This is a genomic window from Kitasatospora arboriphila (assembly GCF_039528095.1).
In the GTDB taxonomy this organism is placed as follows: Bacteria; Actinomycetota; Actinomycetes; order Streptomycetales; family Streptomycetaceae; genus Kitasatospora; species Kitasatospora arboriphila.
In genome coordinates this window covers 55295-71513 of record NZ_BAAALD010000038.1, presented here as the reverse complement: position 1 = coordinate 71513, position 16219 = coordinate 55295, and the positions used below count along the sequence as shown (strand labels likewise).

The following is a 16219-nucleotide window of genomic DNA, read 5'->3' as shown; positions in this document are numbered from 1 at the left end:
CGGATCGCGCAGTTCTCCCCCGGCCTTCGGCCGGGAGGTGCCCCCACGCGCCCCCTGGGCGCGCGGTTCCCGGGCCCCTTGCGGGGTGCGTGATCCGCACCCCGGCGGGGAGGATGGGGGGATGCCGTTCACGTTGAGCCATGTTGCGGCGGTGGTGCCGCTGATCGGGCGGGGGGACGGTCGGGTCTGGGTGGCGTCGGGGCTGGTGGCGGGGGCGATGGCGCCCGACGTGCCGTTCTTCGCCGACTCGCTGCTGCCGGGCGTCTACCGGTACGGGGCGCTCACGCACCGCTGGTGGGCCGTGCCGACCGTGGACGCGGGCATCGCGGCGGGGACGGCCGCGGTCTGGCACGGCCTGCTGCGCGAGCCGCTGACCGGCCTGCTGCCGGTGCCGGCGGAGGGGCCGCTGCCGCGCGGTGCCGCCGGGGCCGGGGCGTTCGTGCTGTCGGCGGCGGTCGGTGCGGCGAGCCACGTGGTCTGGGACTCGTTCACCCATCCCGGGCGCGCCGGGGTGCGGGCGTTCCCGGTGCTGGAACGGCCGGTGGCGGCCGGGCTGCCGCTCTGCACGGTGCTGCAGTACGGGACGTCGCTGCTGGGTCTGGCCGTGCTGCGGGCCCGGGTGCGCCGGGAGGCGCCGCCGCAGGCGCCGCAGCGGCGACCGGCCGCGGTGGCGGGCCTGGTGGTGGCCACGGCAGCCGGCGCGGTGCACCGGCTGGCGCGGCGGCAGCGGTCGGTCGTCCCGGAGTTCTGCTTCGGCGCGGGCGCCGGTCTGGCGGTCGGGTCGACGGTGTACGCGGCGCTGGCCGCGGCCCGCGGCCGGGTGCCGTCCGGTGGGACGGCACCCAGGGCGGGACGGCGGTGCGTCAGGCCGAGCGCAGCCGGGCGTACGCGCGCAGGAACAGCGCCTCGGTGAGGGCCATCCGCTCCAGCTCCTCGGGGTCGACGCTCTCGTTGACCGCGTGGATCTGGGTGGTCGGCTCCTCGACGCCGATCAGGATGATCTCGGCCTGCGGGTAGAGGGTGCGCAGGGTGTTGCAGAGCGGGATCGAGCCGCCCTCGCCGGAGCTGACCATCGGGCGGCCGAACGCCTCCTGCATGGCCTCGCCCATCGCCTCGTAGGCGGGCCCGGTGGTGTCGGCGCTGAACGCCTCGCCGCCGCTGAGCAGGGTGACGGTGGCCTGCGCCCCCCACGGCACCGCCGCCTCCAGGTGGGCGACGAGCGCCTGCTGGGCGGCCTTGAGCTCGGTGCCCGGCGGGATCCGCAGGCTGACCAGGGCCTTGGCGGCGGCCTGGACGGAGGAGGTGGCGCCGATCACCGGCGGCGCGTCGATGCCGAGGACGGTGACCGAGGGGCGGGCCCACAGCCGGTCGGCGACCGTGCCGGTGCCGGTCAGCCCGACGCCGTCCAGGACCTTCGCGTCGGCCCGGAACTGCTCCTCGTCGTACTGCACGCCCGGCCAGACCTGGTCGGCCGTCAGGCCCGCCACGGCGACGTCGCCGTGCTCGTCGTGCAGGGTGCCGAGCAGCCTCACCATGGCCTGCAGGGCGTCCGGGGCGGCGCCGCCGAACGCACCGGAGTGCAGGTTGCCGCCGAGGGTGGTCAGGGCGACCTCGACCACCGTCATGCCGCGCAGGCTGGCGGTGACGGTGGGCAGGCCGGGGGCGAAGTTGCCGGTGTCGCCGATGACGATCACGTCGGCGGCGAGCAGCTCCGGGTGCGCCTCGGCGTAGCGCTCCAGGCCGCCGGTGCCCTGCTCCTCGGAGCCCTCGACGATCACCTTCAGGCCGACCGGCAGACCGCCGTCGACCTCGCGGAGCGCCCGCAGTGCGGTGAGGTGCATGAGGATGTTGCCCTTGCAGTCGGCTGCGCCGCGGCCGTACCAGCGGCCGTCACGCTCCGTCAGTTCGAAGGGCGGGCTCTGCCAGGCGCTCTCGTCGAGCGGCGGCTGGACGTCGTAGTGCGAGTACAGCAGCACGGTCGGGGCGCCGGCCGGGCCGGGCAGCTCGGCGTAGACGGACTGCGTGCCGTCGGGGGTGTCCAGCAGCCGCACGCCGGTGAGTCCCTCGGCGGCGAGCGCGTCGGCGACCCAGCGGGCTGCCTTCTCGCACTCCTCGACCGGGAACTGCCGGGGGTCGGCGACGGAGGGGAAGGCGACCAGCTCGGCCAGGTCGGCCTTGGCGCGCGGCATCAGGGATCGGACGGCCGCCGCCAGGTGCTGCTGGGTCATCAGGTGTCTCCTGTTGACGAGGTGCGGGTGATTTGTCCGATCATAGGTCGACGCCTCGTCGTGGCCCGCGTCATCCCTGGTCGCGGCGGTGGCGGACGGGTCTAGGATGCGATCGTGACTGACACCGGTAGCTCCCTCGACCCGCACTCCGACGAGCACGAGGCCGTCGAGGCCGTTCCCGCGGCCTCCGGCCGGACCACCGTGGACCCGGAGGCCACCGAGCCCGACCCGCTCGGCGGCGTCTGGGACGTGGTCGTGGTCGGTGCCGGCCCGGCCGGCTCCTCGGCCGCGTACGCCGCCGCCACCCAGGGCCGCCGCGTGCTGCTCCTCGACAAGGCGGAGCACCCCCGATACAAGACCTGCGGCGGCGGCATCATCGGCCCCTCCCGGGACACCCTCCCGCCGGACTTCAAGCTGCCGCTGCAGGACCGCATCCACGCCGTCACCTTCGCGCTCGGCGGCCGCTTCACCCGGACCCGCCGTTCCAAGCGGATGCTGTTCGGCCTGGTCAACCGGGACGAGTTCGACCTGCGCCTGGTGCAGGCCGCCGAGCAGGCCGGCGCGGTGCTGGTCACCGGCGTGACCGCGACCGGCGTCGAGCAGGACGGCGGCGGCCGCACGGTGTCCGTCACCACCGCCGACGGCCGCCGGATCGAAGCCCGCGCGGTGGTCGGCGCCGACGGCTCCGCCAGCCGGATCGGCCGCCACGTCGGCGTCTCCTTCGACCAGATCGACCTCGGCCTGGAGGCGGAGATCCCGGTGCCGGAGGAGGTCTCCCGGGCCTGGGCCGGCCGGATCCACCTCGACTGGGGCCCGCTGCCCGGCTCGTACGGCTGGGTGTTCCCGAAGACCGACTCGGGCACGCTGACCGTCGGCGTCATCTCGGCGCGCGGCGACGGCGAGCGCACCAAGCAGTACCTCGCCGACTACATCCGGCAGTTGGGCCTGTCCGGCTTCGAGCCGAGCATCGAGTCCGGCCACCTGACGCGCTGCCGCGCCGAGGACTCGCCGCTCTCCCGCGGGCGGGTGCTGGTGGCCGGCGACGCCGCCGGCCTGCTGGAGCCGTGGACCCGCGAGGGCATCTCCTACGCCCTGCGGTCGGGCCGGCTGGCCGGCGAGTGGGCGGTGAAGGTCGCCGAGGCCGAGGGCAACGCGGACGTGCGGCGGCAGGCGCTCAACTACGCCTTCGCGATCAAGGCGGGGCTGGGCGTGGAGATGCGGGCCGGCAAGGTCATGCTCGGGGCCTTCGAGCGGCGTCCGCACCTGTTCCACGCGGCGGTCTGCCTGGTGAACCCCGCGTGGCGGGCCTTCGCCCGGACCACGCAGGGGCACACGACGTTCGCGCAGGTGATGCGGGAGCACCGCGCCGCGCGGAAGCTGGCGTCGGTCGCCGGGCGGTGACGCCTCCGGCGGGAGCGTGCCTGTAGGGGCGCGGGGACTGCGGCAGACTCGGGCGGGCCTGACCTCGTAGGGTGGCCCGCGTCCGGACTGCGCAGTTCTCCCCCAGCCTTCGGCCGGGAGGTGCCCCCACGCGCCCCCAGCGGCGTCCCCTAGCGGCGTCCCCTGGTGGGAAGGCTCACTGCTTGAGGCCGGTGTCGACGGCGGTGATCAGGGTGCCGGACGGGGTGTCGCCGGACATCTCCCAGATCATCGTGCCGAGCAGGCCCTTGGACTTCAGCCAGGCGGTCTTCTTGGCGATCGACCAGGGGTCGTCGAAGGTCCACCACTGGCCGCCGGCGCCGGTGTAGCCGTAGGTGGAGACGGACTGTTCGTCGTGGCGGACCGTCAGGTTGGGCACGCTGGTGAGCAGGTTGTCGTACCCGCGGGTGCCGGCCTCCTCGGCGAACTGGCCGGGGGCCGCGCCGCCCGCGGCCTGCCACTCGCCGTTGGCCCCGCCGTCGGTGACGTGCTGCCAGCCGCGGCCGTAGAAGGGCAGGCCGATGGTGAGCTTGCGCGGGTTGACCCCGGCGTCCAGGTAGGTCTGCACGGCCGACTCCACCGAGAAGTGGAAGCCGTACGGATCCTGGGCGTCGGTGTGGAGGTTGGCCTGGTGGCCGGTGCGGTTCGGCTCCCAGGAGTTGTCGCTGCCGGCGCCGTGGAAGTCGTAGCCCTGGACGTTGGCGATGTCGAGGGACTGGAAGATCTTCGAGAGGTCCCAGCCCTGGGCGATCTTGGCGGGGTCGGCCGGGGTGAAGGCGGTGAGCAGCCGGTGCGGGCCGCCGAGGGCGTCCAGCTGGGTGCGGAACTCGGCGAGCAGCGCGGTCAGGTCGGCCTTGTCGTTCGCCGACCAGTGGTTGCCGGGGTGGCCGTCGGGGGAGCCGGGCCACTCCCAGTCGAGGTCGATGCCGTCGAAGATCCCGGCGGCGGTGCCGGGGCCGCCGGCGCCGTTGTAGAGCGGCAGGTTGCCCTTGATCCAGACGTCGATGCAGGAGGAGACGAGCTTCTTGCGGGAGGCGTCGGTGGCGGCCGCGTCGGAGAAGTACTTGGAGTAGGTCCAGCCGCCGAGCGAGACGACGACCTTGAGGTTCGGGTACTTGGCCTTGAGCTTCTTCAGCTGGTTGAGGTTGCCGCGCAGCGGGGCCCAGCCGTCGTCGGCGACGCCGTCGACGGACTGCGCGGCGCTGAACGGGCGGGAGTAGTCGGCGTCCGCGTCGCCGGCGCCGGTGCCCTGGTCCGGGTCCTGCGGGTCGGCGGTGGTGCCCTTGGTGACGCCGGCCAGGCAGGTCAGGTTGACCGGGTCGATGTTCTCGAAGGCGTAGTTGATCACGTCGAGCTTGGCGGCGCTGCCCGAGGTGTCGAGGTTCTTCACGAAGTACTGGCGGCCGTAGATGCCCCACTGGGTGAAGTAGCCGACCCGGGCGTACTTGCCGGGGCCGACCAGGTCCGCGGTGGTGACGCTCAGCACCGGGGTGGCCGGGGAGGCGTTGTCGGCGGCGTCCCGCGCGCGGACGGTGAAGCCGTACGCGGTGGCGGGGGAGAGGCCGGTGACGGTGGCGGTGGTGCCGGTGACGGTCTGCGCGAGCACGCCGTCGCGGTAGACGTCGTAGGCGGCGACCCGCTGGTTGTCGGTGGCCGCCGTCCAGGCCAGCGCGACGCTGCTGGAGGTGACGGCGGTGGTGCGCAGGGCGGTCGGCGCGGTGGGCGGCACGGTGTCGCTCGCCGGGTCGACCGTCCGGGCGGTCACCGCGGGGCTGAGCGGGCCGGTGTTGCCGCGGCTGTCCTTGGCGCGCACGGTGAGCGTGTACGCCGTCGCCGGGGTGAGGCCGGTCAGGGTGGCCGAGGTGGTGGTGGAGGTGCCGAGCACGGTCGAGCCGTTCAGCACCTCGTACGAGGCGACGGGGAAGTCTCCTGCGGTGGCGGCGGGCCAGCTCAGGGCGACGGTGTGCGCGGTGGTGTCGGTGACCTGCGGGGTGCCTGGCGCGCCGGGCGGCACGTCGGCGGTGCCGTCGCACTTGTCGCCGTTGATCCGGCAGCCGGTGGGCGTGCCGATCGGGCCGTTGGCGACGAACCAGAAGCTGTACGGCTCGGTGCTGGCGTGCGGCTGGACGGTGCCGTTGTAGTAGGCGTTGACGGCGGTGACGTGCCGGCCGGCGACGGTGGCCTGGCCGTTGTAGCTGCTGGAGATCGTCACCCCGGCCGGGAGGTCGAACTCCAGGGTCCAGCCGGTGACGGCGGTGGCGTTGTCGTTGCGGACGACGAAGGTGCCCTTCCACCAGGAGCCGTTGTCGGCCGTGGTGAAGCTTGCGGTGAGGCGGCCGGCGGCGTGCGCCGGGACCGCGGCGAGCAGGGCGAGCGGCAGTGCGAGCACGGCGAGCAGGGCGGTGGTACGGGCCCTGGCGCGCCGTGGCGGCCGGTCGTGCATGGTGGTCTCCCTGTCTGGTGTGGGGGTGCCGTACAGGGGTGCCGGGAAGCCGTCGACGACTGTAGGTGGTATGGACCAATCGGGTCAACAGGGCCGTCGTGTCGTTGAGTTGACGATCTGTCGGACGGGCTACCGGAGCAGCTCGTCGGCGAGCGGGCTGCGCGCGTACAGCACCACCCGGCCGTGCCGGGCCCGGCTGACCAGACGGGTGTCGGCGAGCACGGCCAGGTGCTGGCTGACCGCGCCCGGGGTGACGCCGAGCCGCCGGGCCAGCTCGGTGGTGCTGGTCGGCTCGTCCAGCATGGTCAGCAGTCGCGCCTTGGGCACCCCCACCAGCTGCTCCAGGGCCCGCCGGGTGGGCGGCGGCACCGCCGGGCCGGCCATCGTCCGCTGCCCGCGGGCCGGGTAGTTGATCACCGGTGGGTGATCGTCGCTGATGCTGGTGATCGCGCCGCGGGCGAAGAACGTCGGGGTGAAGACCAGACCGCGGCCGCCCACCGCGATGTCGGTGTCGCCGTCGCCCCAGTCGCGGCGGATCGTCAGCACGCCGTCCTGCCACAGCAGCCGCGGGTCCAGGTCCTCGAACAGCGCCGCCGCGCCGCGCTCCGCCAGCACCCGGGAGCGGTGCACGATGTCCGCGTGCAATACCGACCGGGCGCGCGGCCACCACTGCGGAGCCAGGCAGTGCGTCCAGTACGCCTCCAGCGCGTCGGCGATCGAGGCGATCAGCCCGGCCGGATCGGCCAGTCCGTCCGCCAGCGGCGGCGGCAGCCGCCGGTCGTGCGGCAGGAAGGCCCGCTCCAGCTCGCCCCGCAGGAGCTCCGGCGCGAGCGTCCGGACGACGGCCAGCTCGGCCGGGAACTCGGGGAAGGGCGTGCTCGGCCGCGGGGTCAGGAAGTCCGGCACGTAGCGGTTGGTCGCGACCAGCGAGCGGAGCAGCGGCGCGCAGGCCAGCTGCTCGAACACCGGCCGGATCCCCTCGAAGACCGACGTCTGGTGGACGTACGCGCCCGGGTGCGTCCACATCCGCAGGCTGAGCACCGTCTCCTGCAGCGGTGAACAGGCGAAGGAGGCCGCCGCGAGGTCCTCCAGGCCGAGCCGGAAACGGTGCACGTGATCCCCCATTCGTCAGCCCCGGGCTAAATCAATACCGGTGACTGATCCGCATGCGGTGCGATGATGCCATGACCACGACCTCCACGGGGGCGCCTGCGGCGTCCCGGGCATCCTCACGCCTGCTGCACCCCGATCCGACGGTCCGCAGGCTCGCCGCCATCACCCTGGTGAACACGCTCGGCAACGGCCTCTTCATGACCCTGGGCGCGCTGTACTTCACCAGGATGCTCGGCCTGCCCGCCGCGCAGGTCGGCATCGGCCTCACCGCGGCGGGCCTGTGCGGCGTCCTGATCGGCGTCCCGGCCGGCCGCGCCGCCGACCGCTGGGGGACCAAGCCCGTGCTGCTCGCCCTGGTCGGCGCCGAGGCCGTCGGCACCGCCTGCTACCCGCTGGTGTCCGGCTTCACCGCCTTCGTGCTGCTCGCCTGCGCCGTCACCGCCACCGACCGCGGCACCGCGACCGTCCGCAACGCCCTCTACGCCGAGGTGCTGCCGCCCGACCGGCGGGTCGCCGGCCGCGCCTACCTCCGCGTCGTCACCAACGTCGGCATCGGCGTCGGCACCGGGATCGCCGCCCTCGTCCTCGTCGCCGACACCCGCGGCGCCTACACCGCCGCGATCCTCGCCGACGTCGCCACCTTCGTTGCGGTCTTCGCGATGTACGCCCTGCTGCCCACCCCGCAGGCCGGGCCGCGCGGCACCGCGGACGAGAGCGCACCGCGGACCGGCTCCGCCCTGCGCAACCTGCCCTACCTCGTGGTCGCCGGGCTGGCCGGCGTCCTCGGCCTGCAGTTCGCCATGATCGAGGTCGGCGTGCCGCTGTGGATCGTCGACCACACCGAGGCACCGCGGGTCCTCGTCGCCTGCACGCTCGTCGTCAACACGATCCTCGTCGTCGCCCTCCAGGTGCGGGCCACCCGCGGCACCGAGGAGCCGACCGCCGCAGCCCGGATCTTCCGCCGCGGCGGCTTGCTCGTCGCGCTCTCCTGCGCCGCCTTCGCCCTCGCCGGCGGGCTGCCCGCGTGGGCCGCGGTGCTGGTACTGCTCGCCGGTGCCTCGCTGCAGGCCCTCGGCGAGGTGCTCGGCCAGGCCGCCGGCTGGGCCCTCGGCTACGACCTCGCGGAGGAGGGCGCGCACGGCGAGTACCAGGGCGTCTTCAACACCGGATTCTCCGCGGCGATGATGCTCGGTCCCGTCCTGATCACCACCGCCGTCATCGGCCACGGCACCCTCGGCTGGGCGGCCCTGGCCGGGCTCTTCGCCGCGGCCAGTGCGGCGATGGTGCCGGCGGTGGGGTGGGCGCTGCGGCGCAAGGCCGCGGCGGCGGCAGCCTGAGGCAGAGGGATCAGCCGGAACAGGTGCCCCCGCGCGCCCCTGTGGGTTCGCCCCGCTAGCGGACGACGTCGGGGACCGGGCGGGTGTAGGGCAGGTCGGCAGGGGTGACGGCGGTGGTGGGGCCGGCGGCGCGGAGGACGACGTCGAGGACGTGCTCCGGGTCGCCGGCGTAGATGCCGGTCGCCCAGGCCGGGTTGGTGACGGCCTCGGCCCCGGTGCCGTCGTCGAGGCGGCCGACGTCGACCACGACGGCGCTCGGCAGACCGCCGGCGGCCAGGGCGTCGGCGGCGAAGGCGAGCACCTCGGGGCCGGCCTCCGGGGAGACGGCCAGGTCTCCGTCGACGGCGTACCGGCTCGCCGTCCGCACCGCGCCGTCCAGCACGAAGAGCCGGTACTCCTCGGCGAACGCGACCACGTCGCTGATCTGGACGAGGGTGTCGTCGTCGAGGGCGTCCGGGCCGGGCAGCCCGCTGCCGTCCGGGTAGATCCGGGCCGGGAAGAGCTTGTCGACCGGCGGCTTCAGGAACGCCGGGCGGCGCAGCCGGCGGGCCTCGGCGAGCGTGGTGCACTCCACCCGGCGGCCGAGCAGTTCGGCGGGCAGCGTGGCCAGCCAGTCGGCCGGCGGCTCCAGCGGGGCGACGCCGAGGGCGCCGGCGGCCACGTCGGCGAACAGCGGCCCGCCGTACAGGTGGGCGGGCCGCAGGCCGGCGAGCTCGTCCGGGACCTCCCAGCGGACGGCGGTGTGCGCCCGCAGCCCGCGGCGGCGGGCGCAGGTGAGCAGGTGCAGACCGGTGTCGTTGATCCGGGGGGCGAGCAGGAGGAGCGTCATGGGGACTCATGCTGGCCCGGCCGCACCCGCCGCGGCCAGCGGATTTCCCGGGTCGTACTGGCCGACCGGACGGTCGGCGTGCCAGAGTCCTTCCGAGCGCGTCCGACCCACCCTCAGCCGGAAAGCAGGCCATCCACGATGACCAGCGAGAGCCCTCTCGTCCGCATCACCACCGCCGATGCGGTGACGACCCTCGAACTCGACTCCCCCCACAACCGCAACGCCCTCTCCACCCGTCTGATGGCGGAGCTGGCGAAGGGCCTGACCGAGGCCGCGGCCGACCCGGCCGTCCGGGCGGTGGTGCTCGGCCACACCGGCAAGGTGTTCTGCGCCGGCGCCGACCTCTCCGAGGCCACCGGCAGCGACCCGACGGTGGGCCCGCGCGGACTGGTGGACATCCAGCGGGCGATCGTCGACTGCCCCAAGCCGGTGATCGCCGTGATCGACGGCCACGCCCGCGCGGGCGGCCTCGGCCTGCTCGGCGCGGCGGACATCGCGATCGCCGGCCCGGCGTCGACCTTCGCCTTCACCGAGGTGCGGCTCGGCCTGGCGCCCGCGGTGATCTCGCTGCCGCTGCGCCCCAAGCTGGACCCGCGGGCCGCCTCCCGCTACTACCTGACCGGCGAGACCTTCGGCCCGGCCGAGGCCGCCCGGATCGGCCTGATCACCGAGGCCGCCGACGACGTCGCGGGTGCGCTGAAGGTGCTGCTGGACGCCGTCCGGCAGGGCTCGCCGCAGGGTCTCGCCGAGTCGAAGCGGCTGGCGAACGCGGCCGTGGTGGACTCCTTCGAGCGGGACGCCGAGGAGCGGGTCGCGCAGTCCGCGCGGCTGTTCGGTTCGGAGGAGGCGCAGCAGGGCATGCGGGCCTTCCTGGAGCGCCGCCCGGCCCCCTGGGCGCAGTAGCCGGCAGGGGGCCGGTACGGGGCGGGCCGTCAGCTCCAGTTGATGGTGGCGTCCGTCCGCCACAGGTCCAGCAGCGAGCCGTCGCCGGAGACGGCCGCGGCGTCGGCCTCGCGGCGGTTCCACAGCAGCAGGTAGAGGTCGTGCGCGGGACCGCTGACGGTGCAGTCGGCGGGCCCGGCGCCCGGCCGTGCCTGCGGGGGCTCCTGACCGATCGTCACCAGCCAGCTCTCCGGCCGGTCGGTGGGCCGGACGGCCAGGGTGCGCGGCTCTTCGCTGCGCAGCCAGGACTTCGGCCGGGGCAGGAAGCCGGTCAGCAGTTCGGCCAGGCCGTCGGCGGCGACGGCCGGGGCGACCGGGCTCGCGGCGGTGCCGGCGGCGGACTCCGCGTCGACCCGGTGCACGGTGGTCTCGTGCAGCTGGCGGCGGGCCCAGAAGGCAAGCGGGGAGGGCGCCGGCAGGAAGCTCCAGCACTCCAGGTCGGCGGGGGCGGACCGCAGGACGGTCACCAGGTCGGCGTGCCCGGTGCGGAACCACTCCACCAGGTCGGCGTCGGCGGGAGCCGGACCCCAGGCCGCCTCCTGGCCGGCCGCGTCCAGCGGCCGGGTCAGCCCGCCCTTCACGTGCGCGGCGGCCCAGCGGTGCACCTGACCGGTGTGCAGCACCAGGTCGCGCAACCGCCAGTCGGGGCAGGTGGGCACGGGTGCGTCCAGCGGCGTCGCGGCGGCGGCGTCGGCCAGCAACGCGCCCTCGTGGCGCAGGACGTCGACGAGCTCGGGAATCTCCATGGCGCGAGTCTGCCAGGCCCGGCGCCGGCCGGTGTGATGTTGATCGCCCGGCGCCTCGCCGGGGGCGCCCGCCCGCTACGGTGATCGCATGCCGACCGCCCGTACCCTCCTCGCCGCCGCCCGCCTCCGGGGCCGCCGCGCTGCCGGCCACGTCGTGCACCGGGCGTGGAAGTGGGTGCAGGAGACCGGGGCGGTCACCAACCGGACCCCGGGCCCGTACCGGTTCGGCGAGCTCGGCGACGGCACCAAGCTGGCCTTCCCGCTCGGCGCGGTCTTCAACGAGCAGTGGATCACCATCGGGCCGTTCTCGATCATCGGCGAGCGGGTCACCATCTCCGCCGGCTTCCTGCCCGGCCTGGACCTCGGCCCCGAACCGATCGTCAGGATCGGCGGCGGCTGCGTCATCGGCCGCGGCAGCCACATCGTCGGCCACCAGTCGATCGTCCTCGGCGACGACGTGTGGACCGGCCCGAACGTCTACATCACCGACCAGGCGCACGAGTACCGCGACACCGACCTGCCGATCGGCAAGCAGTGGCCGCGCAACGAGCCGGTGGAGATCGGCGCCGGCTCGTGGATCGGCACCGGCGCGGTGATCCTTCCCGGCTCCCGGATCGGCCGCAACGTGGTGGTCGCCGCCGGGGCGGTCGTCCGCGGCGACGTCCCCGACCACAGCGTGGTCGCCGGCGCGCCCGCCAAGGTCGTCCGCAGCTGGTCCGCCGACGAGGGCTGGCAGCCGCCGCTGCGCCACGACGCGCCGCAGCCGATCCCGGACGGCGTCACCGCAGAGCAGCTGCGCGCCCTGGTCGGCTGGGACCTGCGGATCCCCGGCCAGGCCGGGCCCGCCGACGAGAGCACCGCCCGCGCCGACGGGAACACCGCCCGCGCCGCCGACTGACCCGGCCCGGCCGACGGCCGCCCGTGTTCAGGGGCTGACCGCGAGGACCAGGTAGGCCGCCAGCACCGCCAGGTGCACGGCGCCCTGCAACGGCGTCGCCCGGCGCGGGATCACGGTGAGGGTGCCGACCGCGACGGTCAGCGCCAGCAGCACCATGTGCGAGGCGCCGAGGCCGAGGACGAGCGGACCGCTGAGCCAGAGCGAGGCGACCGCCACCGACGGCACGGTCAGCCCGATGGAGGCCAGCGAGGAGCCGAGCGCCAGGTTGAGACTGGTCTGCACCCGGTTGCCCGCCGCGGCACGCAGCGCGGCGATCGTCTCCGGCAGCAGCACCAGCAGCGCGATCACCACGCCGACCACCGAGGCCGGCAGACCCGCCTCGGCGACCGCCGACTCGACGGTGGGGGAGACCCCCTTGGCCAGGCCGACCACCGAGACCAGCGCGACCGACAGCATGCCGAGGCTGGACCAGGCCGACCGGCGGCTCGGCAGGTCGCCGTGGTCGTCCTCGTCCAGCAACTCGCCCTCGGCACCGACCGGCAGGAAGTACTCCCGGTGGCGCAGCGTCTGGGTGGTGACGAACAGTCCGTACAGGCCGAGCGAGGCGATCCCGGCGAAGGTCAGCTGCGCGGTGTTGAACTGCGGACCGGGCGTGCTGGTGGTGAAGGTCGGCAGCACCAGGCTGAGGGTGGCGAGCGTGGCGATGGTGGCGAACGCGGCGCCGGTGCCCTCCGCGTTGAAGACCGCGACCCGGTGCTTCAGCGCCGTCAGCAGGATCGACAGGCCCAGCACCCCGTTGCAGGTGATCATGACGGCGGCGAAGACGGTGTCCCGGGCGAGGGTGGCGTTCTTGACCGGGGCGTCCACCATCAGCGTCACGATCAGCGCCACCTCGATGACGGTCACCGCGACGGCCAGCACCAGCGAGCCGAACGGCTCGCCCACCCGGTGGGCGATCACCTCGGCGTGGTGCACGGCGGCCAGCACCGCCCCGGCCAGGAACAGCGCCACCACCGCGACCACCGGGCCGGGCAGCGACCGCCCCCAGGTCAGGATCAGCATCACCAGCGCCAGCACCGGCACCGCGACGGTCCACTGGACGAGGCCCCGGCGGATCAGGTCGATCATCCGTCGAGCTTCCCACCCCGGCCGGGCACCGTCCGGGCAGCGCCGCCGGGGTGTCGGGAGTTCGCCTCGACGGAGGAGGCGTCAGGCCCCGGCCCGGACGGCCTCCCAGGCGTCCGCCACCAGCCGGTCGAGCGCCGACCGTTCGGCCCGCCAGCCGAGCTCCCGCCCGATCCGGCCGCAGTCCGACACCAGCCGCGGCGACTCCGGCAGCGCGGGCCGCCGCACCACCGGCACCGGACGGCCGGTCAGCCGCTCCACCGCCGCGACGACCTCCCGCATGCTCGCCGGCGTCGCCCCCACGTTGTAGACCCGGCAGCCGCTGTGCGCCGCCGCCACCTCCCGCGCCCCGAGCGCCCGCAGGTACGCCTCGGCGACGTCGTCCACGTGCACGAAGTCCCGCACCACGCCGCCGTCGCCGTTCAGCTCCAGCGACGGATGCCGCCCGGCGGCCACCGCCAGCGCCCGCGGCAGGATCCGGGCCTCGTCCACGTCCCCGGCCCCGGCCGCGTTGAAGCAGCGCAGCACCACCGCCAGGACCTCACCCGCCGCGGCACGGTCCGCCAGCACCCGCTCGGCCGCCAGCTTGGACTCGCCGTACGGGCTGCCCGGCGCCGGCTCCGCCGACTCGTCGATCGGCTGCCGCGCCGGCGCGCCGTACACCGCCGCCGTCGAACCGAACACCACCAGGGGCCGGGCGCCGCTGCCGCCGGGCCGTCCGCGCAGGGCGTCCAGCAGGTCGGCCGTGCCGCCGAGGTTGACCTCGTGGTGCGCCCGCGGGTGCACCACCGACTCCCGGCCGCGGGTCAGCGCCGCGAGGTGGCAGACCGCGTCCACCCCGGCCACCGCGGGCGCCAGCGCCGCCGCGCCCCGCACGTCGGCGCGGTGCACCTCCGCGACCGGCAGCCCGCCGGCGTCCGTGCGGCTGCTGCTCAGCGCCCGCACCTCGTGGCCGGCCGCGGCGAGCCGACTCACCACCGCCCGCCCGACGAACCCGAACGCCCCCGTCACCAGGACCTTCACGACCACTCCCCGCGCAGGTGAAAACCGATTGCCGCCCCGCCCGCCATGCTGCCACGCTCACCGTCATGACGATCCGAAAGGCCGGCCCCGCGACGTCCCGGTGACCGCGATGGCCCCCATGATCCCCCCGCACATCGACCGCCTGCCCCGCCCCGAACGCGCCGCCGCCCTGGCGGGCCACGGCCGGGCCCTGACCGCCGACCGGTACCTGCGGCTGCACGCCGCACTGGACGCCGGCGACCACGACGACCGGCACACCGCGCTCTTCCTCGCCGTCGTCCGCCGCGACCTCGACCGGGTCACCGCGGCCCTCTCCGACCCGCTGCTCGCCCACCGCGCGCTCGCCGCCGCCGGACGCCTCCCCGTCCCCGACGAGGCGCTCGCCGACCTCGCCCGCAACGCACCCCGCGAGCTGAGGCACGACCTCTACCGGCTGCTGCGCCGCTCCCGGCGGCACGCCCTCGCCGAACGGCTGCTCCCGGAGGTCCGCGACCGCCACGACGCCCGCGAGGCCGCCCGGCTGCTGCCCGCCTGCACCCCCTCCGCCGTCGACCACTGGCTGCCACGGCTCGCGGTGCCCGACGGCGTGCTGCAGTCGCTCGCCCGCACCGCACCCCTGGCCGTCGCCCGCCTGCTCACCGCGGCGGCCGCGTCCGACCGGCCCGGCCCGCAGCTCCCGCACCGGCTGCGCGAACGCCTCGCCTCCGTCGCCGCCCGCGACCGGGCCGCCGCCGAGCACCTGCTCGCCACCGCCCCCGACGTGCTGCCGCCCGACGCCGTGCTGAGGCTGCTCGACCGGCCCGGCCCGGTGCTCGCCGCGATCCGCTCCGGCGCCGTGACCCGGCTGCGGCCGCCCGCCGGCCCCCTGCCCGCCACGGCCGAACGGGCCGCCCGCACCCTTCCGCCCGAGGACCTGCGCACCCTCGCCGACACCTGCCGCCCCCGGCCCGCCCGGGGGATCTTCCACCGGGACGCCTGGGGCCCCGAGCCCTACCTGCTGCTGCTCGACCCCGACACCCGCCTCGGCGTCGCCCGCGAACGCCTCGCCGCCCGGCCGAACACCCGGCGCCCCGACCTCACCACCCTGCTCAGCCTCGACCCGCCCGAGCGGGCCGACCTCCTCGCCCCCGCCCTGGCCCGCACCACCGACAGCCCGTACCTACAGGCCGGCCTGCTCGCGCTGCTGCCCTTCGACCGCGCCGAGGAGGGCCTCACCACCCTGGCCGGCCACCACCGGCACACCACCCGGATGATGGGCCGCACCGGCCTGCTGCGCGCCGCCGCCCAGCAGGACCCGCAGACCTGGGCCCGCGTCCTGCACGGTCTCGAACGCGCCTGGCACGACCACCCCGAGGCCCGCGAACCGGTGCTCGCCGAGGCCGCCCGCACCCCCGAACACCTGCTGGCCGCCACCCCCGAACAGGTTCTGCGGGACGCCGTCCTCACCACCGCCCAGGCCCGCGACAGCACCCCCGGATGCCTGCGCGCCGCCGACACCTGGCTCCGCCGCACCCTGCGCCGGGCCGGCACGGACGGCGACGCCGGGCGGGCCGCCGCCCTCCTCGTCCTCGCCGTCCACCTGCACGAACACCCCCGCTGGACGGCACCCGCCGAACCGCTCGGCCTCTCCCGGGCCCGGGCCGGTGCCGTCTGGACCCGGCTGCTGCGCACCCCCGGCTTCGAACGGCCCGAGCGCCTGCTCGCCGCCGCCGAACTGCTCCCGCCGCTGCCCGCCGTCGACACCCTGCTGGAACGCCTGGTGACCGGCGACCACCCGCCCGCGCTGCTCGCCCGCGCCGCCCGGCTCCGGCTGCGCGCCCCCGGCACCCCCGGCACCCCCGGCACCCGCGAGCGGCGCTGCGCCGCGCTGGTGGCGGCCGATCCCGGCTGGGCCCGGGTGGACGAGGTGTTCGCCGTCCTCGCCCGGCGGCGCACCGACCTGCTGCCCGACGTCCTCGCCGCCGGACGCACGCACCCCGGCGGACGGTTCGGCGACGGCCGCGGACCCTGGCTGCCCGCCCTTCCCGCCGATGCCGACCGGCGGGCCCGGGCGGAACACACCGCACTGGTCGGCCCGGTCGCGTCCGACGAGGGCGAACCGCTCGCCGTCCGGTCC

The 16219-nt window shown here is 75.6% G+C and carries 12 protein-coding genes and 1 pseudogene; 6 read left to right on the top strand and 7 right to left on the bottom strand.

What is annotated here, in order from left to right; genetic code table 11:
• Window positions 1-121 precede the first annotated feature (121 nt).
• Window positions 122-913 carry a DUF4184 family protein gene (locus ABD353_RS20430; protein ID WP_344625091.1) on the top strand — a complete coding sequence of 264 codons (792 nt, stop codon included), beginning with the start codon at window positions 122-124 and terminating at the stop codon, window positions 911-913.
• Here ABD353_RS20430 and ABD353_RS20425 read toward each other — a convergent pair.
• Window positions 864-2228, bottom strand: a complete 1365-nt coding sequence (locus ABD353_RS20425) for a dipeptidase (RefSeq protein WP_344625090.1) — start codon at window positions 2226-2228, stop codon at window positions 864-866. The genes ABD353_RS20430 and ABD353_RS20425 overlap by 50 nt on opposite strands.
• Before the next feature lie 201 nt (window positions 2229-2429).
• On the opposite strand from ABD353_RS20425, the gene ABD353_RS20420 reads away from it, so the two are divergent.
• Window positions 2430-3629, top strand: coding sequence for a geranylgeranyl reductase family protein (locus ABD353_RS20420; RefSeq protein WP_344625095.1), 1200 nt, complete (start codon window positions 2430-2432; stop codon window positions 3627-3629).
• Between the two features lie 175 nt (window positions 3630-3804).
• Here ABD353_RS20420 and ABD353_RS20415 read toward each other — a convergent pair whose 3' ends face one another.
• Window positions 3805-6090, bottom strand: a complete 2286-nt coding sequence (locus ABD353_RS20415) for a glycosyl hydrolase family 18 protein (protein WP_344625089.1) — start codon at window positions 6088-6090, stop codon at window positions 3805-3807.
• A gap of 129 nt (window positions 6091-6219) precedes the next feature.
• Window positions 6220-7203: an ArsR/SmtB family transcription factor gene (locus ABD353_RS20410; RefSeq protein ID WP_344625088.1), complete on the bottom strand. Its 984-nt coding sequence runs from the start codon at window positions 7201-7203 to the stop codon at window positions 6220-6222.
• Window positions 7204-7274: 71 nt separating this feature from the next.
• On the opposite strand from ABD353_RS20410, the gene ABD353_RS20405 reads away from it, so the two are divergent.
• Window positions 7275-8540, top strand: a complete 1266-nt coding sequence (locus ABD353_RS20405; RefSeq protein WP_344625087.1) for an MFS transporter — start codon at window positions 7275-7277, stop codon at window positions 8538-8540.
• Between the two features lie 55 nt (window positions 8541-8595).
• Here the strand turns inward: ABD353_RS20405 and ABD353_RS20400 are convergent, their stop codons facing one another.
• The gene (locus ABD353_RS20400; RefSeq protein ID WP_344625086.1) at window positions 8596-9369 is read right to left on the bottom strand and encodes an ATP-grasp domain-containing protein; all 774 of its coding nucleotides are present in this window, start codon (window positions 9367-9369) and stop codon (window positions 8596-8598) included.
• Window positions 9370-9507: 138 nt separating this feature from the next.
• Between ABD353_RS20400 and ABD353_RS20395 the strand changes: the two genes are divergently transcribed.
• Window positions 9508-10272: an enoyl-CoA hydratase family protein gene (locus ABD353_RS20395; protein WP_344625085.1), complete on the top strand. Its 765-nt coding sequence runs from the start codon at window positions 9508-9510 to the stop codon at window positions 10270-10272.
• Window positions 10273-10301: 29 nt separating this feature from the next.
• Here ABD353_RS20395 and ABD353_RS20390 read toward each other — a convergent pair whose 3' ends face one another.
• On the bottom strand, window positions 10302-11057 hold the full coding sequence (locus ABD353_RS20390; RefSeq protein ID WP_344625084.1) for a maleylpyruvate isomerase family mycothiol-dependent enzyme: 756 nt from the start codon (window positions 11055-11057) through the stop codon (window positions 10302-10304).
• Between the two features lie 88 nt (window positions 11058-11145).
• Between ABD353_RS20390 and ABD353_RS20385 the strand changes: the two genes are divergently transcribed.
• Window positions 11146-11955, top strand: a complete 810-nt coding sequence (locus tag ABD353_RS20385; protein ID WP_344625083.1) for an acyltransferase — start codon at window positions 11146-11148, stop codon at window positions 11953-11955.
• Window positions 11956-11982: 27 nt separating this feature from the next.
• Here the strand turns inward: ABD353_RS20385 and ABD353_RS20380 are convergent, their stop codons facing one another.
• On the bottom strand, window positions 11983-13083 hold the full coding sequence (locus ABD353_RS20380; RefSeq protein ID WP_344625082.1) for a calcium:cation antiporter: 1101 nt from the start codon (window positions 13081-13083) through the stop codon (window positions 11983-11985).
• Window positions 13084-13164: 81 nt separating this feature from the next.
• Window positions 13165-14103: an NAD-dependent epimerase/dehydratase family protein gene (locus ABD353_RS20375; protein WP_344625081.1), complete on the bottom strand. Its 939-nt coding sequence runs from the start codon at window positions 14101-14103 to the stop codon at window positions 13165-13167.
• Window positions 14104-14221: 118 nt separating this feature from the next.
• Between ABD353_RS20375 and ABD353_RS20370 the strand changes: the two are divergent.
• A pseudogene (locus tag ABD353_RS20370) lies at window positions 14222-16219 on the top strand (hypothetical protein); the annotation flags it as partial.